This window comes from Streptomyces sp. HUAS 15-9 (assembly GCF_025642155.1).
Classification (GTDB): domain Bacteria; phylum Actinomycetota; class Actinomycetes; order Streptomycetales; family Streptomycetaceae; genus Streptomyces.
The window spans coordinates 7,284,094-7,310,519 of record NZ_CP106798.1 but is presented as its reverse complement, the minus strand read 5'-3'; the positions used below and the strand labels follow the sequence as shown (position 1 = coordinate 7,310,519).

Annotated in this window: 27 protein-coding genes and 2 pseudogenes; 14 read left to right on the top strand and 15 right to left on the bottom strand. The window is 70.3% G+C overall.

What is annotated here, in order from left to right:
• The first annotated feature begins 20 nt into the window (after positions 1-20).
• The gene (locus N8I87_RS33365) at positions 21-1,574 is read left to right on the top strand and encodes an alpha/beta hydrolase (protein ID WP_263214342.1); all 1,554 of its coding nucleotides are present in this window, start codon (positions 21-23) and stop codon (positions 1,572-1,574) included.
• 48 nt (positions 1,575-1,622) lie between these two features.
• Positions 1,623-1,718, top strand: a pseudogene (locus tag N8I87_RS33360) (GNAT family N-acetyltransferase); the annotation flags it as partial.
• A 7-nt stretch (positions 1,719-1,725) separates the two neighbouring features.
• On the opposite strand, the gene N8I87_RS33355 reads toward N8I87_RS33360, so the two are convergent.
• Positions 1,726-2,301: an adenylosuccinate lyase gene (locus N8I87_RS33355; RefSeq protein WP_263214340.1), complete on the bottom strand. Its 576-nt coding sequence runs from the start codon at positions 2,299-2,301 to the stop codon at positions 1,726-1,728.
• A gap of 376 nt (positions 2,302-2,677) precedes the next feature.
• Between N8I87_RS33355 and N8I87_RS33350 the strand changes: the two genes are divergently transcribed.
• From N8I87_RS33350 to pssA, 9 genes are all read left to right on the top strand, one after another.
• A complete protein-coding gene (locus N8I87_RS33350) occupies positions 2,678-4,483 on the top strand; it encodes a 3-hydroxyacyl-CoA dehydrogenase family protein (protein WP_263214339.1) in 1,806 nt (601 codons plus the stop codon).
• Positions 4,484-4,619: 136 nt separating this feature from the next.
• A complete protein-coding gene (locus N8I87_RS33345; protein WP_263214337.1) occupies positions 4,620-5,435 on the top strand; it encodes a TetR family transcriptional regulator in 816 nt (271 codons plus the stop codon).
• 413 nt (positions 5,436-5,848) lie between these two features.
• Positions 5,849-7,192 (top strand): crotonyl-CoA carboxylase/reductase, encoded by a 1,344-nt coding sequence (gene ccrA / locus N8I87_RS33340; protein ID WP_263214335.1) that lies wholly within the window; start codon positions 5,849-5,851, stop codon positions 7,190-7,192.
• A gap of 17 nt (positions 7,193-7,209) precedes the next feature.
• On the top strand, positions 7,210-9,258 hold the full coding sequence (locus tag N8I87_RS33335) for a protein meaA (protein ID WP_263214334.1): 2,049 nt from the start codon (positions 7,210-7,212) through the stop codon (positions 9,256-9,258).
• Positions 9,255-10,220, top strand: coding sequence for an HpcH/HpaI aldolase/citrate lyase family protein (locus N8I87_RS33330; protein ID WP_099932428.1), 966 nt, complete (start codon positions 9,255-9,257; stop codon positions 10,218-10,220). Before N8I87_RS33335 ends, N8I87_RS33330 begins: the two co-directional genes overlap by 4 nt.
• 5 nt (positions 10,221-10,225) lie before the next feature.
• Positions 10,226-10,738: a MaoC family dehydratase gene (locus tag N8I87_RS33325; RefSeq protein WP_145884642.1), complete on the top strand. Its 513-nt coding sequence runs from the start codon at positions 10,226-10,228 to the stop codon at positions 10,736-10,738.
• A gap of 3 nt (positions 10,739-10,741) precedes the next feature.
• Positions 10,742-11,947, top strand: a complete 1,206-nt coding sequence (locus N8I87_RS33320) for an acyl-CoA dehydrogenase family protein (RefSeq protein ID WP_263214331.1) — start codon at positions 10,742-10,744, stop codon at positions 11,945-11,947.
• Between the two features lie 169 nt (positions 11,948-12,116).
• On the top strand, positions 12,117-12,773 hold the full coding sequence (locus N8I87_RS33315; protein ID WP_263214329.1) for a phosphatidylserine decarboxylase: 657 nt from the start codon (positions 12,117-12,119) through the stop codon (positions 12,771-12,773).
• 22 nt (positions 12,774-12,795) lie between these two features.
• Complete coding sequence (gene pssA / locus N8I87_RS33310) at positions 12,796-13,617, top strand: CDP-diacylglycerol--serine O-phosphatidyltransferase (RefSeq protein ID WP_263216781.1); 822 nt, start codon at positions 12,796-12,798, stop codon at positions 13,615-13,617.
• A 250-nt stretch (positions 13,618-13,867) separates the two neighbouring features.
• On the opposite strand, the gene N8I87_RS33305 is transcribed toward pssA, so the two are convergent.
• Entirely contained in the window at positions 13,868-15,025 is a 1,158-nt protein-coding gene (locus tag N8I87_RS33305) for a glycerate kinase (RefSeq protein ID WP_263214326.1), read from the bottom strand.
• 218 nt (positions 15,026-15,243) lie between these two features.
• Here N8I87_RS33305 and N8I87_RS33300 point away from each other — a divergent pair, with 218 nt between their 5' ends.
• Complete coding sequence (locus tag N8I87_RS33300) at positions 15,244-16,338, top strand: ADP-ribosylglycohydrolase family protein (RefSeq protein WP_263214324.1); 1,095 nt, start codon at positions 15,244-15,246, stop codon at positions 16,336-16,338.
• A 119-nt stretch (positions 16,339-16,457) separates the two neighbouring features.
• Complete coding sequence (locus N8I87_RS33295) at positions 16,458-16,952, top strand: NUDIX domain-containing protein (protein WP_263214323.1); 495 nt, start codon at positions 16,458-16,460, stop codon at positions 16,950-16,952.
• A 28-nt stretch (positions 16,953-16,980) separates the two neighbouring features.
• Here the strand turns inward: N8I87_RS33295 and N8I87_RS33290 are convergent, their stop codons facing one another.
• From N8I87_RS33290 to N8I87_RS33275, 4 genes are all read right to left on the bottom strand, one after another.
• Positions 16,981-19,416, bottom strand: a complete 2,436-nt coding sequence (locus N8I87_RS33290) for a SpoIIE family protein phosphatase (RefSeq protein ID WP_263214321.1) — start codon at positions 19,414-19,416, stop codon at positions 16,981-16,983.
• A 242-nt stretch (positions 19,417-19,658) separates the two neighbouring features.
• Positions 19,659-19,946, bottom strand: coding sequence for an SCO5918 family protein (locus tag N8I87_RS33285; RefSeq protein ID WP_263214318.1), 288 nt, complete (start codon positions 19,944-19,946; stop codon positions 19,659-19,661).
• A gap of 67 nt (positions 19,947-20,013) precedes the next feature.
• Positions 20,014-20,421: a CBS domain-containing protein gene (locus tag N8I87_RS33280; RefSeq protein WP_411577317.1), complete on the bottom strand. Its 408-nt coding sequence runs from the start codon at positions 20,419-20,421 to the stop codon at positions 20,014-20,016.
• Positions 20,422-20,500: 79 nt separating this feature from the next.
• Positions 20,501-21,958, bottom strand: a complete 1,458-nt coding sequence (locus N8I87_RS33275) for a DEAD/DEAH box helicase (RefSeq protein ID WP_263214315.1) — start codon at positions 21,956-21,958, stop codon at positions 20,501-20,503.
• Between N8I87_RS33275 and N8I87_RS33270 the strand changes: the two genes are divergently transcribed.
• Positions 21,957-22,124, top strand: coding sequence for a hypothetical protein (locus N8I87_RS33270; RefSeq protein ID WP_263214313.1), 168 nt, complete (start codon positions 21,957-21,959; stop codon positions 22,122-22,124). The two genes, N8I87_RS33275 and N8I87_RS33270, sit on opposite strands and share 2 nt — an antisense overlap.
• A 79-nt stretch (positions 22,125-22,203) precedes the next feature.
• Here N8I87_RS33270 and N8I87_RS33265 read toward each other — a convergent pair whose 3' ends face one another.
• The 9 genes and pseudogenes from N8I87_RS33265 to N8I87_RS33230 form a co-directional block, all read right to left on the bottom strand.
• A complete protein-coding gene (locus tag N8I87_RS33265) occupies positions 22,204-22,410 on the bottom strand; it encodes a cold-shock protein (protein WP_020943091.1) in 207 nt (68 codons plus the stop codon).
• A 230-nt stretch (positions 22,411-22,640) separates the two neighbouring features.
• Positions 22,641-22,980, bottom strand: a pseudogene (locus N8I87_RS33260) (MerR family transcriptional regulator).
• A 300-nt stretch (positions 22,981-23,280) separates the two neighbouring features.
• A complete protein-coding gene (locus N8I87_RS33255; RefSeq protein ID WP_263214304.1) occupies positions 23,281-23,667 on the bottom strand; it encodes a DUF5994 family protein in 387 nt (128 codons plus the stop codon).
• Positions 23,664-24,128: a DUF5994 family protein gene (locus N8I87_RS44500; RefSeq protein WP_411577316.1), complete on the bottom strand. Its 465-nt coding sequence runs from the start codon at positions 24,126-24,128 to the stop codon at positions 23,664-23,666. Before N8I87_RS44500 ends, N8I87_RS33255 begins: the two co-directional genes overlap by 4 nt.
• 55 nt (positions 24,129-24,183) lie before the next feature.
• On the bottom strand, positions 24,184-24,477 hold the full coding sequence (locus N8I87_RS33250; protein ID WP_263214301.1) for a hypothetical protein: 294 nt from the start codon (positions 24,475-24,477) through the stop codon (positions 24,184-24,186).
• A 12-nt stretch (positions 24,478-24,489) separates the two neighbouring features.
• Entirely contained in the window at positions 24,490-24,624 is a 135-nt protein-coding gene (locus tag N8I87_RS33245) for a hypothetical protein (protein ID WP_263214299.1), read from the bottom strand.
• A 70-nt stretch (positions 24,625-24,694) separates the two neighbouring features.
• Positions 24,695-25,189 (bottom strand): DUF5994 family protein, encoded by a 495-nt coding sequence (locus N8I87_RS33240; RefSeq protein WP_263214296.1) that lies wholly within the window; start codon positions 25,187-25,189, stop codon positions 24,695-24,697.
• Between the two features lie 133 nt (positions 25,190-25,322).
• Positions 25,323-25,634 (bottom strand): hypothetical protein, encoded by a 312-nt coding sequence (locus tag N8I87_RS33235; RefSeq protein WP_263214294.1) that lies wholly within the window; start codon positions 25,632-25,634, stop codon positions 25,323-25,325.
• A gap of 77 nt (positions 25,635-25,711) precedes the next feature.
• On the bottom strand, positions 25,712-25,972 hold the full coding sequence (locus N8I87_RS33230) for a P-loop NTPase family protein (protein ID WP_263214292.1): 261 nt from the start codon (positions 25,970-25,972) through the stop codon (positions 25,712-25,714).
• Positions 25,973-26,426 lie beyond the last annotated feature (454 nt).

Here is a 26,426-nt window from a genome sequence, read left to right as displayed (position 1 = left end):
CCCGCGTCCCGGGAGGACCCATGGGAACACGCGCAGCCGTGCTGTGCGCTGCCGCGGTCGTGCTGGCCGGTTCGTTCACGGCCGTCCCCGCGCAGGCGGCCCCGGCCGCGAAACTCACCTGGAAGAAGTGCGGCACCGCCGACTATCCGACGCTCCAGTGCGCCTCCGTGAAGGTGCCGCTCGACCACACGCACCCGTCCGGACGACAGATCACGCTCGCCATCTCGCGGGTCCCGCACACCGCCAAGACCTACCAGGGCCCGCTGCTGGTCAACCCCGGCGGCCCGGGGGCCAGCGGGCTGATGCTCGCCGGGTTCGTGGCGTCAGCGCTGCCCAAGACGGTCGCCGCCCAGTACGACGTCATCGGCTTCGACCCACGCGGCGTCGGAGCGAGCACACCCGCCCTGAGCTGCGAGCCGGGGTACTTCAAGCCGGTGCGCCCGGACTCCGCCCCGCACACGGCCGACCTCGAGCGGGCGGGCCTCACGCGCGCGACGGGGTTCGCCGCCGCCTGCGGCAAGAAGTACGCGAGCGTCCTGCCGTACATCGACACCGTCAGCTCCGCACGGGACCTGGACTCGATCCGGCAGGCGCTCGGCGCGAAACAGATCAACTACCTCGGTTACTCGTACGGCACCTACCTGGGCGCCGTCTACGCCAAGCTGTTCCCGCAGCGGGTACGCCGGCTGGTCCTGGACTCGATCGTGAACCCGAAGGGCGTCTGGTACGACGACAACCTCGCCCAGGACCAGGCCTTCGAGGACCGTCACCGCGCTCTCATGGCCTGGATCGCCAAGTACGACTCGACGTACCGGCTCGGCACCGATCCGGCGAAGGTCGAGGCCAAGTGGTACACGATGCGGGCGGCGCTCGCCAAGAAGCCGGCCGGTGGCAAGGTCGGTGCCTCCGAGCTGGAGGACACGTTCATGCCCGGCGGCTACTACAACGGCTACTGGCCCTACCTGGCCGACGCGTTCGCGGCGTACGTGAACCACAAGAACCCGGACCTGCTGGTCGCGCTGTACGGCAAACTAGGCGCCGTCGACTCCACAGGCGAGAACAACTACAGCGTCTACGCGGCGGTCCAGTGCCGTGACGCCTCCTGGCCGCGCGCCTGGGACCGCTGGCGCCAGGACGGCTGGGCGGTGTACGAGAAGGCGCCCTTCATGACCTGGAACAACGCCTGGTACAACGCACCGTGCGCGTTCTGGCCGACGGCCTCGCTGAAGCCGGTGAACGTCGCCAACGCCCAGCTGCCGCCGGCGCTGCTCTTCCAGGCGACGAACGACGCGGCCACCCCGTACGAGGGCGGTGTCACGGCCCACCGCCTGCTGGTCGGCTCCAGTCTGGTGGTCGAGGAGGGCGGCGGGAACCACGGCGTCACACTGAGCGGCAACAACTGCCTGGACAAGCACCTGGCCACATACCTGACCAACGGCAAGGTCCCACGCGGCACCGGCGAGACCGACGCGGTGTGCCGCAGGACACCGGACCCGATGCCGCTGACCAGCAAGGCGGCGTCCATCTCGTCCGGCGGCTCGGCCCTGCACGGCCTGCTCGGCACCCCGCGCTGAGCGGCCGGCGTCACGCTGGGCGAGGCGCTCGGCCGGGGTTTCCCGGCCGAGCGCGGATTCCGCGCCGACGGCGCCGAGGAGCTCTTCGAGGTGGACGGCGTCGCCGTGCCCGAGGTGCGCTATGTGCGGGAGCTGCCCCGCTGACCGGAGGTCACCGCGGCTTCGGGATCCGGGCCAGCGCGTGCACGGCCGCCTCGGCGAGCGTCGGGTGGGCCAGGGCCTCGCTGAGGACGCGTCTGGCGCGGGTGTCGCCGAGCGTGCCTAGGCCCTCCACGCAGGCGAGGGCCACCCGGCGGTAGGGGTCGTGCGGGCGCAGCCGGCGCTCCAGGGTGGTGATCAGCGCGGGCACGGCCTCGGGGGCGCGCAGCTCGACCAGGAGCCGTACGGGGTGCAGGGCGTAGGCGACGCGCAGTTCGTTGGTGGCCAGGGCGGCGGCCGCGCGGGCGGTGCGGGGGTCGTCGAGCCTGGCGAGGGCGTAGGCGGCGGAGGCGCAGCGCGGCGGATCGCGGTGGTTGAGCAGCAGCACGAGGGACTCGAAGGCGCGCCGGTCGCCCGACACCCCCAGCCGGAACGCGGCCAGCTCCCGGGCCCACAGCGGCTGTCCGGGCGCGGTGAGCACGTCGGCCAGTTCGTCGTGGTCCCCGGTCGCCAGCAGACGTTCGTACGCCGCCGTGCCGCGCGACTCCTGTCGTAGACGCTCCGTGAGCGATCGCAACTCTTCGTCCACGAAGCCCAGATTAAGCGGGTCGTGCGACGGTGGGGAGCTACATCACAAACTCGGGGCTGGCGTGCTCGTTACTCTCCGGTTAAGCTCATACGAGCGAGTCACCCACTCGCGCATCTGCTTACGACGGTTTGGTGACGCAGCCGTCGTGAGTGCAGGTCGGTTCGGTACCTCACGTACCACCAGTACGACTCGGCTTCGGGACAGAGCCGGTCGGTTCTCAGCCGCTCCCCGGGCGTGTGCGCGCCCGTGGCGGACGGCACCGGGCGTGTGCGCTTGCAGCCCGGCTACACCCGCACTCCTTTCCGCACCCGGTGCGCCCCTTCGGCGCACCTGGGCGCGTTCACCAGTCGTCACCCTCATCTCCAGGAGTCCCGCGATGGCCACTCCCCTGTCCGACACCCCTCTGTCCCCGCTCACCACCGTTGCCGTCGTCGGTCTCGGCACCATGGGCACCGGCATCACCGAGGTCCTCGCGAAGGCCGGCCGCCAGGTCATCGGCATCGACATCAGTGAGGCCGCCGCCGCCCAGGCGCTCGCCGCCCTGGACTCCTCCACCGCCCGCGCCGTGGAGCGCGAGCGGCTCACCGAGCAGGAGCGCACGGAGCTGCTCGCCCGCGTCCGCACCTCCACCGACCTGCGCGCCGCCGCCGACGCCGACCTCGTCATCGAGGTGGCCCCGGAGTCGTACGAGACCAAGCACCAGATCTTCCGTGAACTGGACGGCATCGTCCGCCCGGAGACGATCCTCGCGACCGGCACCAACGCCCTCTCGGTGACCCGGCTCGCCGCCGACTCCGCGCGCCCCGAGCGCGTGCTCGGCCTGCACTTCTTCAACCCGGCCCCGGCGATGCGCCTGGTCGAGGTCGTCTCCTGCGTGCTGACCGCGCCGCAGGCCGTCGCCGCGGTCACGGACCTCGCCATCGAGCTCGGCAAGGAGCCGGTCGCGGTCGGCGACCGCCCCGGGTTCGTCGCGGACGGGCTGCTGTTCGGCTACCTCAACCAGGCCGCCGCGATGTACGAGGCGAAGTACGCCTCCCGCGAGGACATCGACGCCGCGATGCGGCTCGGCTGCGGTCTGCCGATGGGCCCGCTGGCCCTGCTCGACCTGATCGGCATCGACACCGCCCGGACCGTCCTGGACGCCATGTACGCCGAGTCCCGCGACCGGCTGCACGCCCCCGCCCCGATCCTCAAGCAGCTGAGCGAGGCGGGCCTGACCGGCCGCAAGTCCGGCCGCGGCTTCTACACCTACGAGGCGCCGGGCAGCGCCACGGTCGTGCGGGACGCGCTGACCCCGCTGGAGGGCGGCACCCTCACGCAGGGCCGTTCCGTCCACTCGGTCGGTGTCGCCGGTTCCGGCACCATGGCCTCCGGCATCGCCGAGGTCTTCGCCAAGGGCGGCTACCAGGTGGTCCTCGCCGCGCGCAGCGAGGAGAAGGCGCAGGCCGCCAAGGCCCGGATCGGCAAGTCCCTGGCGCGCAGCGTCGACAAGGGCCGTATGACGGCCGAGGCCGCCGCGCAGACCCTGGACCTGATCACGCCCGCGGGCTCCTACGAGGCCTTCGCCGAGGTCGACCTGGCCGTCGAGGCCGTCGCCGAGGACCTGGAGATCAAGCAGCAGCTGTTCGCGACGCTGGACAAGGTCTGCAAGCCGGGCGCGGTGCTGGCGACCACCACGTCCTCGCTGCCCGTCGTGGCCTGCGCCCGCGCCACCTCGCGTCCGCAGGACGTGATCGGCATGCACTTCTTCAACCCGGCGCCGGCCATGAAGCTCGTCGAGGTCGTCCGTACGGTGCTGACGGCCGACGACGTCCACGCGACGGTCGGCGAGGTCTGCGGCAAGATCAAGAAGCACGCCGTGGACTGTGGCGACCGGGCCGGATTCATCGTCAACGCGCTGCTGTTCCCGTACCTCAACAACGCGATCAAGATGGTGCAGGAGCACTACGCATCCCTTGACGACATCGACGCGGCGATGAAGCTCGGCGGCGGCTACCCGATGGGCCCGTTCGAACTCCTCGACGTGGTCGGGCTCGACGTCTCCCTGGCGATCGAGAAGGTCCTGCACCGCGAGTTCCGCGACCCGGGCCTCGCTCCGGCGCCGCTCCTGGAGCACCTGGTGGCCGCGGGCTGCCTCGGCCGCAAGACCGGCCGCGGCTTCCGCGAATATGCCCGCCGCTGACCGCGCCGGCGACTGGGTCGACGAAGACAGCGAGTGGGGCGGGCTGCTCGGCCCCACTGGCGGGCCCCCGCCCTTCGCGGGCGGGGGAAACCCGGGACATGCGCATCGAGCTGCGCACATGCAGTACGTTCGGGTCATGTCCCAGCCCGCCAAGTCCTCACGTACACCAGCTACGCCCGACGCGCCGGAAAGTGCCGCAGGCAGTCGCGCGGCCGCCCAGCGGCTCAAGATGCGCCGAGAACTGGCGGCCGCGGCGATGGAGCTGTTCGCGACCAAGGGGTACGAGGCGACCACCGTCGACGAGATCGCGGCCGCGGCCGGGGTCGCGCGCCGCACGTTCTTCCGTCACTTCCGCTCCAAGGAAGAGGCGATCTTCCCGGACCACGACGACACATTGATCCGCGCCGAGGCGGTGCTCAACGCCGCCCCCGCGCACGAGCATCCGCTCGACACCGTGTGCCGCGGGATCAAGGAAGTCATGAAGATGTACGCGGGCCGGCCGGAGATCTCGGTCGCCCGCTACAAGCTCACGCGCGAGGTGCCCACCCTGCGCGAGGCCGAGATCGCGTCGGTGGCCCGCTACGAGCGCCTCTTCACCCGCTATCTCCTCGGCCACTTCGACGAGCACGCGCACGACGACGACGCCAACGACGACCCGCTGCTCGCCGAGGTCGCCGCGTCCGCCGTCGTCACCGCCCACAACCACGTCCTGCGGCGCTGGTTGCGGGCGGGTGGTCAGGGCGACGTCGAGGCACAGCTCGACCACGCCTTCGCGATCGTACGGAAGACGTTCGGCACCGGCATCGGAGCCGGGCGCACCCCGGTGCCCAGGCCGGCACCGGTCCCGGCGGCGGTCGCCGCCCAGGGCGAGGTCCTGGTCACCGTCGCCCGTACCGACGCGCCCCTCGACGAGGTCATGCGGACCATCGAGGAGGCACTCCGGGACCGCTGAGACCTCCTCGACGCTGTGATGACGGCCACCCCTCGGGGTGGCCGTTTTGGCATGTCAGGGGAGCTTTTCGAGCGGATTTCAAGCCGCGTTCGATCGATCATCGCTCGTTTGTCACGTAAAGATTTCATCTGAGGTCAAGTTCTGGCACTCAGTGCCTTGCCGGATGACACGCGGTGTCATACGTTGAAGGAGTCCGGGCGGCCGGCGCGCAGAGACCATTCGTGCGCCGGCTGTCCCAGCAAGCCAATGGCCTGCACGCCCGGGCGCCTGCGTCACAGGCAACCTCCCGCGCCACAAAGCGCTGCCGAAGCACCATCCCGCCGAACCGACGGCACTTCTCGACCCAACCCTCAGCAGCACCGACGAACCCTCAGCGCCCCTCCCTCAGGGCGCTCACCGCCGGAGGCAACACCGTGACCGTGAAGAGCATCCTGGACGCGATCCAGTCGCCGGAATCCACACCGGCCGACTTCGCCGCTCTGCAGATCCCCGAGTCGTACCGTGCGATCACCGTGCACAAGGACGAGACGGAGATGTTCGCGGGTCTTCAGACCCGTGACAAGGACCCGCGCAAGTCGCTCCACCTCGACGAGGTCGCCGTGCCCGAGCTCGGCCCGGGCGAGGCCCTGGTGGCCGTCATGGCCTCCTCGGTCAACTACAACTCGGTGTGGACCTCGATCTTCGAGCCGCTGCCGACCTTCGGCTTCCTCGAGCGCTACGGCAAGCTCAGCGAGCTCACCAAGCGCCACGACCTGCCGTACCACATCATCGGCTCCGACCTCGCGGGCGTCGTCCTGCGCACCGGCCCGGGCGTCAACGCCTGGAAGCCCGGTGACGAGGTCGTCGCCCACTGTCTGTCCGTCGAGCTGGAGTCCAGCGACGGCCACAACGACACGATGCTCGACCCCGAGCAGCGCATCTGGGGCTTCGAGACCAACTTCGGCGGCCTCGCCGAGATCGCCCTGGTCAAGTCCAACCAGCTGATGCCGAAGCCCGGCCACCTCAGCTGGGAGGAGGCCGCGGCCCCGGGCCTGGTCAACTCGACCGCCTACCGCCAGCTGGTCTCCCGCAACGGCGCCGGCATGAAGCAGGGCGACAACGTCCTGATCTGGGGCGCGAGCGGCGGCCTCGGCTCGTACGCCACCCAGTTCGCGCTGGCCGGCGGCGCCAACCCGATCTGTGTCGTCTCCAGCGACCAGAAGGCGGACATCTGCCGCTCGATGGGCGCCGAGGCGATCATCGACCGCAACGCCGAGGGCTTCAAGTTCTGGAAGGACGAGAACACCCAGGACCCCAAGGAGTGGAAGCGCCTCGGCAAGCGCATCCGCGAGCTGACCGGCGGCGAGGACGTCGACATCGTCTTCGAGCACCCGGGCCGCGAGACCTTCGGCGCCTCGGTCTACGTCACTCGCAAGGGCGGCACCATCGTCACCTGTGCCTCGACCTCGGGCTACAACCACGAGTACGACAACCGTTACCTGTGGATGTCCCTGAAGCGGATCATCGGCTCGCACTTCGCCAACTACCGCGAGGCCTGGGAGGCCAACCGGCTGGTCGCGAAGGGCAAGATCCACCCGACGCTGTCGAAGGTGTACTCCCTGGACGACACCGGTCAGGCCGCGTACGACGTGCACCGCAACCTCCACCAGGGCAAGGTCGGCGTGCTGTGCCTGGCCCCCGAGGAGGGCCTGGGCGTGCGCGACGAGGAGATGCGCGCCAAGCACATCGACGCCATCAACCGCTTCCGCAACATCTGAGCACACCGAGGTCACAGATGACTGAGCGTCAGCCCGCCGAGGTGAAGCGGGAGAAGGACCGGCCGTGGCTCATGCGCACGTATGCCGGCCACTCCACCGCCGAGGCGTCCAACGAGCTGTACCGGCGCAACCTCGCCAAGGGCCAGACCGGCCTGTCGGTGGCGTTCGACCTGCCGACGCAGACCGGCTACGACCCCGACCACATCCTCGCCCGCGGCGAGGTCGGCCGGGTCGGGGTCCCGGTCTCCCACCTCGGTGACATGCGCCGGCTGTTCCAGGACATCCCCCTGGAGCAGATGAACACCTCGATGACCATCAACGCCACCGCCATGTGGCTGCTGGCGCTCTACCAGGTCGTCGCGGAGGAGCAGGGCGCGGACATCACCAAGCTCCAGGGGACGACCCAGAACGACATCGTCAAGGAGTACCTGTCCCGGGGCACGCATGTGTTCCCGCCGGGGCCGTCGCTCCGGCTGACGACGGACATGATCGCGTACACGGTCTCCCACATCCCGAAGTGGAACCCGATCAACATCTGCAGCTACCACCTGCAGGAGGCCGGGGCCACACCGGTGCAGGAGATCGCGTACGCGATGTCCACCGCGATCGCCGTGCTCGACGCCGTGCGCGACTCCGGCCAGGTGCCGCAGGAGCGCATGGGCGACGTGGTCGCGCGCATCTCCTTCTTCGTGAACGCGGGCGTCCGCTTCGTCGAGGAGATGTGCAAGATGCGCGCCTTCGGCCGCATCTGGGACAAGGTCACCCACGAGCGGTACGGCATCGAGAACCCCAAGCAGCGCCGGTTCCGGTACGGCGTCCAGGTCAACTCCCTCGGGCTGACCGAGGCGCAGCCGGAGAACAACGTCCAGCGGATCGTGCTCGAGATGCTGGCCGTGACCCTCTCCAAGGACGCACGCGCGCGTGCCGTCCAGCTCCCGGCCTGGAACGAGGCCCTCGGCCTGCCCCGCCCCTGGGACCAGCAGTGGTCGCTGCGCATCCAGCAGGTGCTGGCGCACGAGAGCGATCTGCTGGAGTACGAGGACATCTTCGAGGGCTCGCACGTCATCGAGGCGAAGGTGGCCCAGCTGGTCGAGGACTCCCTCGCGGAGATCGACCGGATCCAGGAGATGGGCGGCGCGATGGCCGCCGTCGAGTCCGGCTACCTCAAGTCCCAGCTGGTCGCCTCGCACGCCGAGCGCCGGGGTCGTATCGAGTCCGGCCAGGAGAAGATCGTCGGCGTCAACATCTTCGAGACGACCGAGCCGAACCCGCTGACCGCCGACCTGGACACCGCGATCCAGACCGTCGACCCGGCCGTGGAGGCGCAGGTCGTCGAGGCGATCGGCCGCTGGCGCGACACGCGCTACCAGCCGCCCTTCAACCACCCGCGCCCGTGCAAGGCGCTGGAGCGGCTGAAGGAGGCCGCCAAGGGCACCGACAACCTCATGGAGGCCACCCTGGAGTGCGCCCGCGCCGGAGTCACGACCGGCGAATGGGCGGGCGCGCTGCGGGAGGTGTTCGGCGAGTTCCGCGCCCCCACAGGCGTCTCGTCCGCGCCGGTGGCCGTCCCCGTCGAGCAGGGTTCGGCGCTGGCCGAGGTCCGCGCGAAGGTGGACGCCACCGCCCGCGACCTGGGCGCCGGCAAGCTGCGCTTCCTGGTCGGCAAGCCCGGCCTGGACGGGCACTCCAACGGCGCCGAGCAGATCGCCGTACGGGCCCGTGACGCCGGCTTCGAAGTGGTCTACCAGGGCATCCGGCTGACGCCCGAGCAGATCGTGGACGCGGCCCTGGCCGAGGACGTGCACGCGGTCGGCCTGTCCATCCTCTCCGGCTCGCACGCCCAGCTCGTTCCGGACGTGCTGGAACGCCTCCGTGTGGCCGGTGCCACAGATATACCGGTGATCGCCGGTGGCATCATCCCGAATGGCGACGCCGACGAGCTGCGGGCCGCCGGAGTCGCCGCGGTCTTCACTCCGAAGGACTTCGACATCACCGGCATCATCGGACGCATCGTCGACGAGATCCGGAAAGCGAACAAGCTCGACCCCCTGGAGGTCCCCGCATGACCACGCCCGTCAACCGTCTGCGTCCGCGGCGCTCGTGCCTCGCGGTCCCGGGAAGCAACCCCCGCTTCCTCGAGAAGGCGCAGGGCCTCCCGGCCGACCAGGTCTTCCTGGACCTGGAGGACGCGTGCGCGCCGCTCGCCAAGCCCGAGGCGCGGCACACCATCGTCAAGTTCCTCAATGAGGGCGACTGGACCGGCAAGACCCGGGTCGTGCGCGTCAACGACTGGACGACCGAGTGGACGTACCGCGACGTCGTGACCGTGGTCGAGGGCGCGGGCCAGAACCTCGACTGCATCATGCTGCCGAAGGTGCAGACGGCCCAGCAGGTGGTCGCCCTGGACCTGCTGCTGACGCAGATCGAGAAGACAATGGGCTTCGAGGTCGGCAAGATCGGCATCGAGGCGCAGATCGAGAACGCGCAGGGTCTGAACAACGTCAACGAGATCGCGACGGCCTCCCAGCGCGTCGAGACGATCATCTTCGGCCCGGCCGACTTCATGGCGTCCATCAACATGAAGTCGCTGGTCGTGGGCGAGCAGCCGCCCGGCTACCCGGCGGACGCCTACCACTACATCCTGATGAAGATCCTGATGGCCGCCCGCGCCAACAACCTCCAGGCGATCGACGGCCCCTACCTGCAGATCCGCAACATCGACGGCTACCGCGAGGTCGCCCAGCGCGCCGCCGCCCTCGGCTTCGACGGCAAGTGGGTGCTGCACCCGGGCCAGGTCGAGGCGTCCAACGAGATCTTCTCGCCCTCCCAGGAGGACTACGACCACGCCGAGCTGATCCTGGACGCGTACGACTACTACACGTCCGAGGCGGGCGGCAAGAAGGGCTCCGCGATGCTCGGCGACGAGATGATCGACGAGGCCAGCCGCAAGATGGCCCTGGTCATCTCCGGCAAGGGCCGGGCCGCCGGCATGCAGCGCACGTCGAAGTTCGAGATCCCGGAGGCCTGAGCGCGATGCAGTTCGGACGCACCTACGAGGAGTTCGAGGTCGGGGCGACGTACAAGCACTGGCCGGGCAAGACGGTCACCGAGTACGACGACCACCTGTTCTGTCTCCTCACCATGAACCACCACCCGCTCCACATGGACACCAACTATGCGGAGAAGACGACGGACTTCGGCAAGAACGTCGTCGTCGGGAACTACATCTACTCCCTCCTGCTCGGCATGTCCGTCCCGGACATCTCCGGCAAGGCGATCGCCAACCTGGAGATCGAGTCGCTCAAGCACGTGGCGCCGACCTTCCACGGCGACACGATCTACGGCCAGACGACCGTGCTCGACAAGTGGCCGTCGAAGTCGAAGGACGACCGCGGCATCGTCTATGTCGAGACCAAGGGCTACAAGCAGGACGGCACCCTGGTGTGCGTCTTCCGCCGCAAGGTCATGGTGCCCACCGAGACGTACATCAAGGAGCGCGGCGGCGAGCAGCCGGGCCGCCCCGAGTTGAAGCAGCAGGAGAAGTAAGCCATGGCCCGACTCGCCCAGACCGCCGGTCTGACCGACGTCCAGCAGGAGATCCTCTCCACCGTCCGCGACTTCGTGGACAAGGAGATCATCCCGGTCGCGACCGGCCTTGAGCACCGCGACGAGTACCCGCAGCAGATCGTGGACGGCCTGAAGGAACTCGGCCTGTTCGGTCTGATGATCCCCGAGGAGTACGGCGGCCTGGGCGAGTCCCTGTTGACGTACGCCCTGTGCGTCGAGGAGATCGCCCGTGGCTGGATGTCGGTCTCCGGCATCATCAACACGCACTTCATCGTCGCGTACATGCTCAAGCAGCACGGCACGCAGGAGCAGAAGGACCACTTCCTGCCGCGCATGGCGGCCGGCGACATCCGGGGCGCGTTCTCGATGTCGGAGCCGGGCCTCGGCTCGGATGTGTCGGCGATCACGTCCAAGGCGGTCAAGGACGGCGACGAGTACGTCCTGAACGGCCAGAAGATGTGGCTGACCAACGGCGGCACCTCGTCGCTGGTGGCCGTTCTGGTCCGAAGTGACGAAGGACACCCCGAGGGCACGGCGCCCCACAAGTCGATGACGACCTTCCTGGTGGAGAAGGAGCCCGGCTTCGGCGAGGTCCGCCCGGGTCTGACCATCCCCGGAAAGATCGACAAGATGGGCTACAAGGGCGTCGACACCACCGAGCTCATCATGGACGGCCTGCGCATTCCGGCCGACCGGGTGCTCGGCGGCGTCACCGGCCGAGGTTTTTACCAAATGATGGACGGAGTCGAGGTCGGCCGGGTCAACGTGGCCGCCCGTGGCTGCGGTGTCGCCCAGCGTGCCTTCGAGCTCGGCGTCCAGTACGCCCAGCAACGTCACACTTTCGGCAAGCCGATCGCCCAGCACCAGGCCATCCAGTTCAAGCTCGCGGAGATGGGCACCAAGGTCGAGGCCGCGCATGCCATGATGGTCAACGCGGCACGCAAAAAGGATTCGGGGGAGCGAAACGACCTCGAGGCCGGGATGGCGAAGTACCTCGCCTCCGAGTACTGCAAGGAGGTCGTGGAGGATGCCTTCCGGATCCACGGCGGCTACGGCTTCTCCAAGGAGTACGAGATCGAGCGCCTGTACCGTGAGGCACCGATGCTGCTGATCGGCGAAGGTACCGCCGAGATCCAGAAAATGATCATCGGCCGGAGGCTGCTCGAAGAGTATCGGTTCCAGGGCTGATTGTCCGGATACGGGGTGTTTTCTTCGAGAAGAAGATCACACCCCGTCAGCGGTCTTCGGCCGCCGACTCGGCTTCCTCGCTTGCCCAGTTACGGCCCGAGACCGGTACGATCCCGGAAAGCCGCCGTCCCCCGTCATTGCGCGGCATCATCCGCTACGAAGGTCATCCATGCCCCACAGCCAAACCTCTGCACATCGAGACAGCCTGGCCGGCGTACGCCTCGCGCGCGGAGCATCGCCGTGGCTTCTCCCGACCGTCGCCACCGCAGCCGTCAGCCTTCTGCGCGCCCGCCGCTCCGGCGCCGCCAAGGCCGTCGCCGTGCCCGCCACCGCGCTCGCGGCGGGCATGCTCTGGTTCTTCCGCGACCCCGAGCGCGAGATCGCCCAGGGCCGCGTCATCTCGCCCGCCGACGGTGTGGTGCAGAGCATCATGCCGTGGAAGGACGGGCGTACCCGCGTCGCGATCTTCATGAGCCCGCTCAACGTCCACGTGAACCGCGCGCCGCTCGCCGGCACCGTCACGTCGGTCGAACACGTCCCCGGTGGCTTCGTTCCCGCCTTCAACAAGGAGAGCGAGAACAACGAGCGCGTAGTCTGGCATTTCGACACCGAACTCGGCGACATCGAGATGATCCAGATCGCCGGCGCGGTGGCCCGCCGTATCGTCCCGTACGTGCCCCAGGGCACGAAGGTCGAGCAGGGCGACCGTATCGGTCTGATCCGCTTCGGCTCGCGTGTCGACCTCTACCTGCCCGAGGGCGTGGAGGTCGCGGTCGAGGTCGGCCAGAAGACGGTGGCTGGGGTGACTCGCATTGACCGTGGTTGATCCGGAGACACAGGCGGGCTGGGTGCCCGAGGCCGACGAGGTGGACGACGAGGAGGAGATGCCTCTCTCGCTCCGCCTCTCAATAGCGGACACCCTCACCCTCGGCAACGCCACGTGCGGCTTCATGGCGGTGTACTTCACCACCACCGGCATCCTGATCCCGCACCTGACGGGCAACGACGAGTCGGCCGGCATGGCTCGTCACTCGGCCGCCACCGCAGTCATCCTCATGCTCTGCGCGGCGGTCTTCGACCTGTTCGACGGCCTGGTGGCGCGCAAGCTGCGCAGCTCGCCGATGGGCGCGGAGCTGGACAACCTCTCCGACCTGATCAGCTTCGGCCTGGCGCCGGCGTACTTCGTCCTCGTCTACGGCATGGTGGCGGACGACGCGCACCAGAGAGTGGCGGCGCTCGGGGCAATCGTGGTGCTCTTGGCCGTCGTACTGCGTCTGGCGCGCTTCTCGTGCGTGACGCCGAGAAACGGCATGTTCCAGGGCATGCCGTCCCCCTTCGGCGCGCTGACGGTGGTCTCCATCGTCCTGCTGGAGCTTCCCTTCGTGGCGACGCTGCTGGCCATCCTGGGCACGGCGTGGCTGATGGTGAGCCGGGTGGAGTACCCGAAGCCGCGGGGCCGCCTGGCCGTGGCCATGCTGGCCTGGATCGTCCTGTCGATGGGCCTCCTGGCCGCCTGGGCCTTCGACGCCCCCAGCGGCCAGCTGCTCCTCCAGACGGGCTGTGCGCTGCAGCTGGTGATGGGCGCGGTGATCCCCCTGTTCGCCACGGCCCGCCGGGTGAACAACTTCCGCGACAACAGGCGGGAGGCGCGGGCGGCGCAGTTGCCGTAGCGCTGGCCGCTGAGGGCCCCGGACCTGGTTGGGTTCGGGGCCCTTCGCTTTTGCTGATGCGAGCGGGCTGGATGCTTCCGGACCGGTCAGGGGCGCAGGGGACGCAGTCCCCGCCGGGGGCCGGGGCGGAGCCCCGTGGCGATCACTGCTCGAGTCACCGAGTCGGGCGGGTAGGTGGGATACAGGGGGTGCAGGGGACGCAGTCCCCGCCGGGGGCCGGGGCGGAGCCCCGTGGCGGTGACTGCTCGAGTCACCGAGTCGGGCGGGCGGGCGGGCGCAAGAAGTCCTGCGCGATACGCGACGCGACCCGCTCGAGAATCGGCCCCGCATCCGCGATGCACTTCGCGACATCCGGTTCGACAGACGTCAACGGATAGGCCCGCACGATCCCCACCCCCTCCAGCTCCGCCGACGCAAGCGCAAGCCTCCCGCACACGGCGACAACCTCCTTGCCCACCCCCCGCGCAGCCGCCGCAACCCCCACCGGAGCCTTCCCGTGCAGCGTCTGCTCGTCCAGGGAACCCTCCCCCGTGATCACCAGCGACGCCCGCTCCAGCGCGGGCGCGAAGCCCAGCACATCCAGCATGACCTCGATACCGGGCCGAAACCGCGCCCCGAGCAACAGCGCCCCGTACCCGATGCCACCCGCCGCCCCGGCCCCCGCCGACGCCGCGTACTCCGCCGCCCGCGGTCCCACCGCGGCCTCGACCACCTTCGCGAAGTGCCCGAGCGCCGCGTCCAGCGCCGCCACGTCGTCCGGCGAAGCCCCCTTCTGCGGGCCGTACACCGCCGACGCACCCTTCGGCCCCGTCAGCGGATTGTCGACGTCGCTGGCGAGCACCAGGTCGACCGCGGCCAGCCGGGGGTCGAGACCGGACAGGTCCGCCCGCACGAGATCGGCGAGCCCGCCCCCACCCGGCGGCACCGGCTCCCCGTCCTCGTCCAGAAGACGCGCGCCGAGCGCGGACAGCATCCCCGCCCCGCCGTCCGTCGTGGCACTGCCCCCGACGCCGAACACGATCGTCCGCGCCCCCGCGTCCAGCGCGGCCGCCAGCAGCTCTCCCGAGCCGTACGTCGATGCCGTGAGCGGCGCGAAGACCCCGGCCGGCAGCCGCTGCAACCCGCTCGCCTCCGCCATCTCCACGACCGCGGTGTCGCCGCGCAGCGCGAACGCGGCGGTGACCTCCTGCCCCAGCGGCCCCGCGACCCGGACCTCCCGCCGCTCGAAGCCGGCGGCGACCGCCGCGGCCACCGTCCCGTCACCGCCGTCGGCCACCGGCAGCGACTCCACCTCCAGGCCCGGCACGACCCGGCGCAGTCCGGCTGTCACGCGCTCGGCGACCTCGACGGCCGTCAGTGAGCCCTTGAACTTGTCCGCGGCGATGAGCACCCTTCGCGTCTCGTTCACAGCAGCGTCCACCACCTTGCATTCCCCTTGCTCTCCGGGCCCTCGCACAGCAAGGGCCAGTCGCGCCGCTGCGACCATAACCGCAGGACACCCCCGCCGTCATGCCCCGCCCGAACCCTGGGAAGCTCCTGGGACGCCCCTGGGAACTCCCTGTGCCACTCGCCCTGAACAGCCCCCAATACGGCACGCCCGCCCCCGAAATCGGGTAAACCGGAGCCATGACCCCTGTGGGCACTGAGCCAGAGCTCGCCGACCGCATTCTCGGGGGCTGGCTCGGCCGGATCGCGGGCAACATGCTCGGCAAACCGGTCGAGCAGGGCGACCTGTGGACGCGCGACCGTATCGACCGCTACCTACGGCAGGCCGCCGCCCTGCCCCTGACCGACTACCTCCCCGAGCCCGCCGACGACACCGACGGCCTCCAACTGCGCCCGGAGTGGCGCCAGTGCGTCCGCGGCCATATCCACGGCAGCTGCCGCGACGACGACGTGGACTACGCGATCCTGGGTCTGCACCTCCTGGAGACCCACGGCTTCGACTTCAGCACCGAGCAGGTCGGAGACTTGTGGCTGCTGCGGCTGCCGTATCTGCAGACCTTCACGGCGGAGCGCGCGGCCTACCGCAATCTCGCCAACGGTCTGAAGCCGCCGCTGACGGCGACGTACGAGAACCCGTACCAGGAGTGGATCGGCGCCCTGATCCGCGCCGACGTCTACGGCTGGACCTGCCCGGACGCCCCGCAGCGCGCGGCCTCCCTGGCCCGCCGGGACGCCGTGCTGTCCCACACCGGCAACGGTGTGTACGGCGCGATGTGGGCCGCGGCGCTGATCTCGGCGGCGTTCACGGCGCCGACGGTGCGGCACGCGATCGACACCGCGCTCACCGTCGTACCGGCGACCTGCCGTCTGGCGCGTACCGTACGCCGGGTCATGTCCCTCCACGAGACCCGCCTGACCTGGGAGGACACGCTCACGACCGTCTCCGAGGAGACCTCGGGCCTCGGCTGGATCCACACCATCCCGAACGCCGCCGTCCTCACCGCCGGGCTCCTGTACGGCGACGGCGACTTCACCCGCACCATCACGCTCACCGTCCGCGGCGGCCTGGACACCGACTCCAACGGCGCGACGGCGGGTTCGGTGGCCGGGGTGCTGACCGGCGCGGCGGCCATCCCGGCCCAGTGGAAGGACCCGCTGGAGGACACCGTGCGCAGCGCGGTGTTCGGCTTCGACGGCGTCCGGATCAGCGACCTGGCGGAGCGGACACTGCGCCTGGCCGGGGCGGCGGTCCAGCCGACCCATACGGCGGTCTAGCCGACGTCCGGCCGAGGGGTAAGGCGACAAACCGGTCGATGAACCGGTCGACGAACTCCTCGCCGCCGGCCCCGAGTTCGCCACGCTGTGAAACGACCCGGCTGGATACCCTTCCTCGAGTGACCACCACTCAAGACTTCGCCACATACATCGCCGGCCTCCCCCGCATCCTCGCCGGGGCGGCCGCCCTGTTCCGCGACGCCGAGGGCCGGGTGCTGCTCGTCGAGCCCAACTACCGCGAGGGCTGGGCTCTTCCGGGCGGCACGATCGAGTCCGACGACGGGGAGACACCGCGCCAGGGCGCGCGCCGTGAGACGGCCGAGGAGATCGGCCTCGACCGCGAGATCGGGCGACTGCTCGCGGTGGACTGGGTGCACGGCACGGGACGGCCGCCGCTGGTGGCGTACCTGTACGACGGCGGGGTCCTCGCCGAGTCCGAGTTCGCGGCGATCAAGCTCCAGGAGGAGGAGCTCCTGTCCTGGCGCCTGGTCCCCCGCGAGGAGCTCTCCGCCCATCTGCCCGGCGCCCTGGGCCGCCGCGTCCTGGCCGCGCTGGACGTCCTGGCACAGGGCTCGGGAACGGCGGAGCTGGAGAACGGCCACCGGGTGATCTGACGACGGCCCCGCGGCCACCGCTCGCGCGTCACGCGGGCGGCAGGGACTGCTCCGTCCAGACGGTCTTGCCGTCGTGGGTGTAGCGGGTCCCCCAGCGCTCCGTGAGCTGCGCGACCAGGAAGAGCCCGCGCCCGCCCTCGTCCGTGCTGTGGGCCCGTCTGAGGTGTGGGGAGGTGTGGCTGGTGTCGGACACCTCGCAGATCAGGCACTGCGTACGGATCAGACGCAGCGTGATGGGGCCCTCCGCGTACCGGAAGGTGTTGGTGACGAGCTCGCTGGCGACCAGCTCGGTGGTGAAGGTCAGCTCCTCCAGCCCCCATTCGGTCAGTTTCGCCGTGGCCAGCTCCCTGGCTCGGGCGGCGGCGGTCGCTTCCAGGGGCAGCTGCCACGAGGCGACGTTCTCCGGCGGCAGCACCCGGGTACGGGCGATGAGCAGCGCGATGTCGTCGGCGGGGACGTGGCCGACGGGCAGCAGTGCTTCGATCACGGCGTGGCAGGTGTCGTCCAGAGGGTCGGTGGAGCGGGCGAGACATGCGCGCAGATTGTCCAGCGCGGCGTCGATGTCGCCGCTGCGCGCCTCCAGGAGGCCGTTGGTGTAAAGCGCGAGCAGGCTGCCCTCGGGGAGGTCGAGGTCGTACGTCTCGAACGGCAGTCCGCCCAGGCCGAGCGGTGGCCCCGCGGGCGGGTCGAGCACGGTCACCTCGCCGTCCGGCGTGGACACCAGGGGTGCCGGGTGACCGGCGCGGGCCAGGGAGCAGTGCCGGGAGACCGGGTCGTAGACCGCGTAGAGGCAGGTGGCGCCGAGCACCTGCTCGTCCGCCGACCCGGTGCCGTCGGTGTTCGCCTCCACCTCGGTGGCCAGCAGACTGACCAGATCGTCCAGCCGGGCCACGACCTCGCCGGGTTCGAGGTCGAGGCTGGCCAGGGTGCGCACGGCGGCCCGCAGGCGGCCCATCGAGGCCGCGGCGTGGATCCCGTGGCCGACCACGTCCCCCACGACGAGCGCGACCCGGGCTCCTGACAACGGGATCACGTCGAACCAGTCACCGCCGATTCCCGGTTCACCGCTCGCGGGAAGGTATCGGCAGGCCACCTCGACGGCCGGCAGGTCGGATGCCGCGACCGGCAGCAGACTGCGCTGGAGAGTCAGCGCGGCGCTCTGCTGCTGGGTGAAGCGGCGCGCGTTGTCGATGCAGACGGCCGCACGCGAGGAGATCTCCTGGGCGACCGCGGCGTCGTCGTCCTCGAAGGGCTCCGAGTGGCGCGCTCGCCACAGGCTCACCACGCCCAGTACCAGTCCGCGCGCCACCAGGGGCACCGCGATCAGCGAATGAACGCCGAGGCCCGCGGCGACCTCGACCCGTCGCCGGTCCATGGCGTACCACTCGGCGCGCAGGGACAGCTGCCGATCGAGAATCGTGCGCCGCTCGGCCAGGCACCGCGCCTGCGCCGACTCGGGCAGGAGCGGGACCACCTCGCCCTCGTGGAACGGGATGCGACGCTCCGGGGGCGAGAGGGCCACGCGGAGCAGCGGGCCCTTCACACCAGGGGGTGGTTCGTCACCCAGTGTCACCGGCTTCAGGAGGTCCACGGAGCAGTAGTCGGCCAGGCCGTCGACGGCCACCTCGGCCAGTTCCCGGGCCGTGCGGATCACGTCCAGTGAGTTTCCGACCCGGGCGCTCGCCTCGTTCAGCAGGGCGAGCCTGCGCTGGGCCCGGTGGCGGTCGGTGACGTCCTCGATCGTCTCGGCCACGCCGAGAACCCGGCCCGAGGGGTCCTCCATCCGGAACGCGGAGACGGACACGATCCGCTCCCGTCCGGGATCGTGGCGTGCCCGGGCGGACTGCTCCGTGAAGATCAACGGCTCGCCGGTCTCCAGGACGTGCCGTACCCGCTCATCGGCCGGACCCGCGTCCTCGTCGACCATGAATTCCCGGGGGTGATGGCCCACCGGCAACTCGGCCGGGACACCGCTCGCCTTCTCCACCGCGCGGTTGACCCGGAGCACTCTCCTGTCCGGGCCGTAGGTGACCAGACCGATCGGGGACCGGCGGTACAGGCCGTCCAGCAACGCACGGTCCCGCTGCCAGGCGATGACCTCGGCGGCGGGGGCGCCGACCAGGACCCACTCCCGGCTGTCCCCGTCCCGGGTGATGGCTCGGGCCCGGAAACCCATGTGGACCCGCCGTCCGTCGCGGTGCCGGACGGGCAGGACCCCGAACCAGCCCCCCGTCCGCACGGCGTCCACGACGACGGACCGCACGGCAGGCAGATCACGGGCGTCGATCAGGACGTCCCGCCACGCCCGTCCGATCACTTCCTTGGCCGAATAGCCCAGCAGTTCCTCTGCGCGTGCACTCCAGCCGACCACGGTGCCTTGATCGTCGAACACGGCCGAGGCGCCATGCCCGAGAGCGAACGGATCCTCCGGACTCTCACTGAAAAGCACCGACGGCGTCCCCATCAGCCACCACCTTGCCTCCGTGACTCCGATGTTCCTCCCCCCGCCCTCCGTCCGCGACTCCCCGTTCCTCCAGGCGCCCCGAATATCCGTTCGCCCACAGGGGCAGCCGTCCTGGTCTCAACCCATGGGACGGCCAGAACTGGGCCGGACTGGTCCGGCTGTCCCTCGAACCGGAAGCCGCCGAGTTGCCCGCGCAACCACCGAGACGGCAGTCGAGAGGACTGCCGTCGCCCCGGAATGCGTCACCAACCGAGCACATCCTCGTCGGCCCGCGCGTCTCGGGCCGGCCTCACCGGGCGCGCGTCGTGGCAGATGAAGCCGAGGCGGGTCAGTGCCCGGCGCACCTCACCCGTCGTGAAGTCCCGGCGGTTCTGCCTGGTGATCACCTCCCCGACCTGCATCACGGGGTAGACACGGCGGTCGATGGTCACGGATACGCCGGTGACGGGCTCGGGCGTGATCCCACTCATGGACTGCTCGATCTCGATCTTGGTCAGGTCGAAGGGGTAACGGGCGATGACACAGCGCATGGATGCCTCCACAGGGGTGGGGAAGAACACCGGAGACGCCGACCGCGCCACGGCGGTCGGACGGCGGTCAGGCCATGAGAGCAAGGACGCCGAGGGCATAGCCGTGTTCGTCGATCACGGGGGACACGTCCAGGGTCCGGTCCCGCATCGCGGCTTCCGCCTCGCCGAGTGCGGCCATGGACGAGGTGAACGGTCCACGGTCGAGCGGGATGTCCCGCAGCCGGGTCCGGTCGCTGTACCACGAGCCGCCGCGGTGCGCGGCGAGCTGGGCCCGGGTGACCAGGCCCGCGCACCGCCCGTCCTCGTCCTGGAGGAGCAGGTGCGGGACGCGCGCACCGATGAGCACGGACAAGGCCACGTCGACTGCCATGTGGTCGTCGACCTGCGGCCCAGGGGCGTGCATGGCGTCACGGGCGGTCAGACCGGTGCCGTCGGCACCGTCGGTCTGCCGTGTCCGGGGCGAAAACGGCGTCAAGGGCTTCTCCTCTTCGTCGGGGCGGGCAGGACGGGCGACGGCTCGTCCCGACCGCAGTGAGCGCATCCCCGTGCCTGGGCTATGGGTTGTTCCTCGGGGCAGGCCGACAGGCTCGGCCGACGGCCCGGCCCCCGCGCTTCCGGTCGGCAGATCCCTTGCCCTCTCGTCGTCCGTCGACCGGTGCGGCGAGGGTGACGGGCACGCCGGAGGGGGTGCGGGCGCCGGTGATGCGATGCAGTTCCGCCTCGCCCGGGCGGATCCGGACGGTACTCGGAGCGATGCCGGCATCGGCCATCAGGCGGTCCACCGCGCGCCGCTGGTGCGGCAGGACAAGGGTGACGACGGTGCCGGACTCGCCGGCGCGTGCCGTACGGCCGCCGCGGTGGAGGTAATCCTTGTGGTCCCCGGGAGGGTCGACGTTCACGACGAGGTCGAGGCCCGCGATGTGGATTCCGCGGGCGGCGACGTTGGTGGCCACCAGGACCGTGACGTGGCCGTCCTTGAACTGGGCGAGCGTCCGGCTGCGCTCTGTCTGGGACTTGCCGCCGTGCAGGGCCGAGGCACGGACCCCGACGGAAAGCAGGTGGTCGGCCAGCCGGTCCACCGCGTGCTTGGTGTCCCGGAACATCAGCACCCGTCCCTCGCGAGCGGCGATCTCGGTCGCGGCGGTGTCTTTCTCGGTGTCGCGCACGTGCAGCAGATGGTGCTCCATGGTGGTGACCGCTCCCGCAGGCGGGTCGACCGAGTGCACGACGGGGTCGTGGAGGTACCGGCGCACCAGGAGGTCGATGTTGCGGTCCAGGGTGGCCGAGAAGAGCAACCGCTGGCCGCGGGACGGGACTTGGTCGAGCAGCGCGGTCACCTGGGGCATGAAGCCCATGTCGGCCATCTGGTCGGCCTCGTCCAGGACGGTGACGGCGACCTGTTCCAGCCGGCAGCCTCGCCGCTCGATGAGGTCCGTGAGACGGCCGGGCGTCGCGACGACGACCTCGGCGCCACCGCGCAGCGCACTCGCCTGACGGCCTATCGACATGCCGCCCACCACGGTGGCGAGTCGCAGCCGAAGGGCGCGGGCATAGGGGGTGAGCGCGTCGGTGACCTGCTGGGCCAGTTCCCGGGTGGGTACGAGGACGAGGGCGAGCGGCTGCCGGGGCTGCGCCCGCTGCCCGTCCAGGCGGGCCAGCACCGGCAGACCGAAGGCGAGCGTCTTGCCCGAGCCCGTACGGCCCCGGCCCAGGACGTCTCGGCCGGCCAGCGCGTTCGGCAGCGTGGCCGCCTGGATCGGAAAGGGCACGGTCAAGCCCTCGGCGCCGAGCGCGGCCAGCAGCCGCGCGGGCATGTCCAGTTCGCGGAACGTCTCGACCGCCGGCAGCGGCTCGGTATGGGTGACAGGCAGGGCGAACTCCTGTCGGCGCGGGGCGGAGCGTGCTCCCTGGCCGCTCTTTCGTCCGGTGCCAGGACGGGGAGCCTGGCGGCCCGTCCCCTGCGTACGGAAGCGGCTGCCAGGAGTGCCGCCGGTGCGACGGGTGCGGTTCATGGAGGAACCTTCCTCGATGCGGCGTATCGAGGAATTCCGTCCAGTGGCGACTGACCGCACGAGGATTCGCAAGAATGAGCCGAAAAATAAGAAGAGCCGGGTCTCGTGGCGCTGTGGCGCGGCGGCCGGCGGTCCGGAAAATCCGGAAAGTGAGAAAAAACAATGAGCTGGGGCCCGCACCCCAAGAGCGCGGGCCCCAGCCATATGATGCGCGAACCACTGGCTCGCGACGACTCGCGTCAGTGTCAGGCGGGAACGATGTTCTCGGCCTGCGGGCCCTTCTGGCCCTGCGTGACGTCGAAGCTAACCTTCTGGCCTTCCTGAAGCTCGCGGAAGCCACCATTGCTGATGATGTTCGAGTAGTGGGCGAACACGTCAGCGCCGCCGCCCTCCTGCTCGATGAAGCCGAAGCCCTTTTCCGCGTTGAACCACTTCACGGTGCCAGATGCCATATTGAATCTCCCTTGGGGGGCAGTGCCGGACTCCGCACTTTGCGGAGCCGAGTCGCCGCGATGATCACCCCTCCGGAAAGATCCGGAAAGCTCTGCAAAGAAAAAATCTCTGGCAACCAAAACTGCAACTGCTAACACGTTAACACAGGTCAGGTGGAACCGGCGCCGATTTTTCGGGATCGCCCGGAAATTCATGTATCGCTGTGGTCCGTATTGCTGTATCGGCGAGACTAGGTATCCGCGCCGTGCTCGTCCAGCTTCCGGCGCATTTCCCGGTTCAGGTGGAGGGCGTCGTCGAGCTGGTCCTCAAGAGAGATGATGCGGCACGCGGCATCGGCGGGGGTGCCCTGGTCGACCAGCTCACGGGCGCGGGCGGCGATGCGCAACTGGCGGCGCGAGTAGCGGCGGTGGCCGCCTTCCGAACGCAGGGGAGTGATCAGTCCGGCTTCGCCTACGGCCCGGAGGAAGGCGGGGGGTGGTGCCGAGAACGTCGGCGGCCCGCCCCATGGTGTAGGCGGGATAGTCGTCGTCCTCGAGGTTGTCGGCGACGGGGGCGTTCTCAGCGGGCATAGCACCTTCGTTTCGGAGACGCGGCGAGGGACCCGGGTGCGTGTGGCAGCCGTGCTCCGAAGGAGTCAGCACCATGTGCCTCGTGCGACAACCCTAACTCCGGCAGGCACGGACATGTGGCCTCGCCGTGACAGATATTCCTCCGCGCACAGCCCGACGAGTCGTCGTACGTCGCCGCAGGCCGCCGAGGAAGCGCTGCCGAGCGCGTACTGACCGGCCATGGAATGCGCGTTCGGGGACGTGTGCTGCCGAACGAGCCGAACCCGCTCGCTCAGCTCGCGAAGTGGCCCTGCTCCGGTGTCAGCCCGGCGGCGCCCATGAGCGATCGGCGGCCCGCTCGGTCGCCTCGGGAGGCACGACCAGCAGGTCCCGGCGCCCATGGCCGGGGGCCATCAGGACGATGGTGCACGGTGCATGCGCCGTGGCGGTCCTGCACAGCCGTACGACCTGGTTGCAGACGAGCATGCGGCCCGGTGCCCCGGTCCACAGCGCGCCCTTCACCAGGACACTGCCGATCTGGCCCCATGCACGCGGCAGGCCGGGGAGCAGTTGCGGGAGTTCCGCCAGGAGATCGAAGGTGCGCGGCCACCAGGCCCCGTCGATACGGCGTGGCACGGTGCTCTCGGGCTCGAGGTACAGGCGGAGGAGGGGTGGGGCTGGTTGCGGGGACCGTGGTCCGTTGTTCATGAGGCGTCCCGTCGAGAGGTTCGGCGCGGTACGTCGTCCTCGGCCGGACGGTGTTCCTCGGCGGCCAGGAGTGCGCTCGCGGTGAGACGAAGGGCGGGGCCGGCGGCTGCGGCCATCAGCCGACCGCCGTGGGCTCCGTTCCGGGCGGAACGACCGGCAGGTCCCAGCGGCCGAGGCCGTACGAGAAGATCCTGACCGTGTCCGGGTCGAGCCCGTAGGCGAACCAGGTGCCCCCACGGAGTGGCCGTCACGAGCAGGTCGCGCGGAGCGGTCGGCCAGGGGCTGCGGCCGACGGCGACCTGCCTGACGCGACCTTGCCTCGTGTCGAAGACCTCGGCAGTCGCGGGGAGTTCGGCCGCGAGGTCATCGGAGCGCGATAGGCGGGCGCCGTACCCGCGGCCGGGTGGGAAGGTTGGCGGGCGCGGGGCGAGCCGCGCGGACGCCGAGGCGGGAGGCGGCATGCGGGAAACTCCCGGCTCCTCCACGGCACTCCGTCGGCTCGGCCCCCTGGCGCGGTCACTTGTGCCGACCGGGTAGCTCCGGTCGGCATCGGGGCGGGTCCGGCCGCGTCCTCGGAGGTGGGCTGACCTGGTCCGGTGCGTCGGCGTCGGCCGTTCGTCCCTCCCAGGCGTCCTGCGCGCCGGCATATCGGGGGAAGCGGTCGAGGCGACCGGTGCAGCGGAAGACCAGGTCGGTCGTGTGGTTGTCGTAGACGATGCGTATCCAGCCGTCCCGGGCGCGACAGTCGGACCACGCCTCGCACAGTGGCGAAATGCCGCAGTCGGTGAAGGTGACCTCGCTCAGATCCACGACGAGGAGGAGTCATCCGGAGCGGGCTGCGCGGGCCTCGGTCAGGGCGCGGACGAATGGCGCCACGGTCTGCGCGTCCAGCTCGCCGCGTGCGCGCACGAGGCAGCACTCCTCGAAGAGCGCGGGCGCTTCGTCTTGAGGGGCCAACGGCTCACGAGAGGAGAGTGGTTGAGGTCGGACGGCAGCCCCGGCCGTGGGCGTCCAAGGGCCGCCTGCCTCATCCCGCCTCCCCTGTCATGCCCCCGAGGCGACCGGTCTCGGCGAGCGCCAGCATCCGCGCGGCGGTCAGCGGGTTCTCGGGGTCGGCCGCGGCGGCCAGCAGCCGGGCGGCTGTTGCGGCGGGCTCCTCGGGCGGGACGACCAGGAGCGCCCAGCGTCCCACGGTGCCGCAGTCCAGAATGATGACGTGTGTCTCGCTTCCGGGTCCGGCCGGCTCCACGGCGATCACCCGGCCGGGCGCCATGACCGTGTGCGGGGCATCGGGCCATTCGGCGGGGTCCACTGTGACCCGTACCGTGGTGCCCGCCCCCGGCTCCAACGAGCCGATGAGTGAAGGCAGTTCGAGTTCCAGCGCGTCGCAGCGCGGCCACCAGGCTCCGTCCAGCGGCCCATGGCTGACGTCGGGGGTGAGGGTCAGGCGGGGCAGGGGCATGCGGAACGTGTGCGGGTCGTGCGCGCACGCGCCCTCCGCCGGCGTTCTGCTGGGTTCCATCGTGCGGTCCCGTCCCGGGAGTCGTGGGACGACTGCCGGTTTCGTCACTCGCCGGGAACGGCACCGCCGGTCGCGCTGCGCGAAAAGCCCTCGGTACGGTCAGGCTACTCCCGGTCGAGGACAAGCGGGCGGGTCAGTCGTCCGACTGTGTCTTCTCTGCCTCCTCCTGTTCCTCCTGTTCCTCCCGTTCCTCCTGCTCCTCCATGAGGCGGATGCCCTCGTGCGTCAGCGACACGGCCGCGGGGGTCTGGTGCGAGGTCCAGTCCACGCTGATCAGGCCCTCGTCGGCGAGGAAGGCGCACGCGGCGAAGAGATCCTCGTCGGGCAGGCCCAGCTCGGTGCGGAGCGCCGATCCGCTGACCTCGGGGCGGTTGAGCTCCGCGGCCTCGTACAGGGACCTCAGGACCGACTCGCGGTTGTGCTTGCGTTCGTGGAGTTTCGTCATGGCTTGGTTCTCCGACGTGTTGACGGCCGTGTGGGGACGGACGCGACGGCGGATCCTGGTGGCCTCACAGACCCGGGTCACACCTCGTCGGCGTGTGTCTGGTCATGGCCTGTCGATTCGCTGGTCGCCAGCCAGGACCGTGCGGGTTCCGCGGCGTGCGCGGTGTCGAGGGTGAGATGGAGCCGGGTCCCTCCTCCATGGCCGGCGGGGTAGCTGCGCTGCTCGGTCGAGGCGAAGCAGCGCCGGAGCACTTCGGCGACTCGACGGGCGACCTCGGGCGTCGCGGCGACGATGCGGACCTCGGCGTGGTCCTCGGAGGGCAAGGGCTCGTGATCCATACGGACCTCCTGGCAGGCGACGGGCACGAAGCTCGGTCGAGGCGAAGCAGCGCCGGAGCACTTCGGCGACTCGACGGGCGACCTCGGGCGTCGCGGCGACGATGCGGACCTCGGCGTGGTCCTCGGAGGGCAAGGGCTCGTGATCCATACGGACCTCCTGGCAGGCGACGGGCACGAAGCTCGGTCGAGGCGAAGCAGCGCCGGAGCACTTCGGCGACTCGACGGGCGACCTCGGGCGTCGCGGCGACGATGCGGACCTCGGCGTGGCCCTCGGAGGGCAAGGGCTCGTGATCCATACGGACCTCCTGGCAGGCGACGGGCACGAAGCGGTCGCTGCCCGGCAGGCCGGGCGACGGCGCGGGGACTGCGGCGCGTTTCCACGGCGGCCCCTTTCTGAGGGTATGCCGGGTAAGGGCGACTGTGCGTGCCACGGCCGACCGGCGCTCCGGCCGAC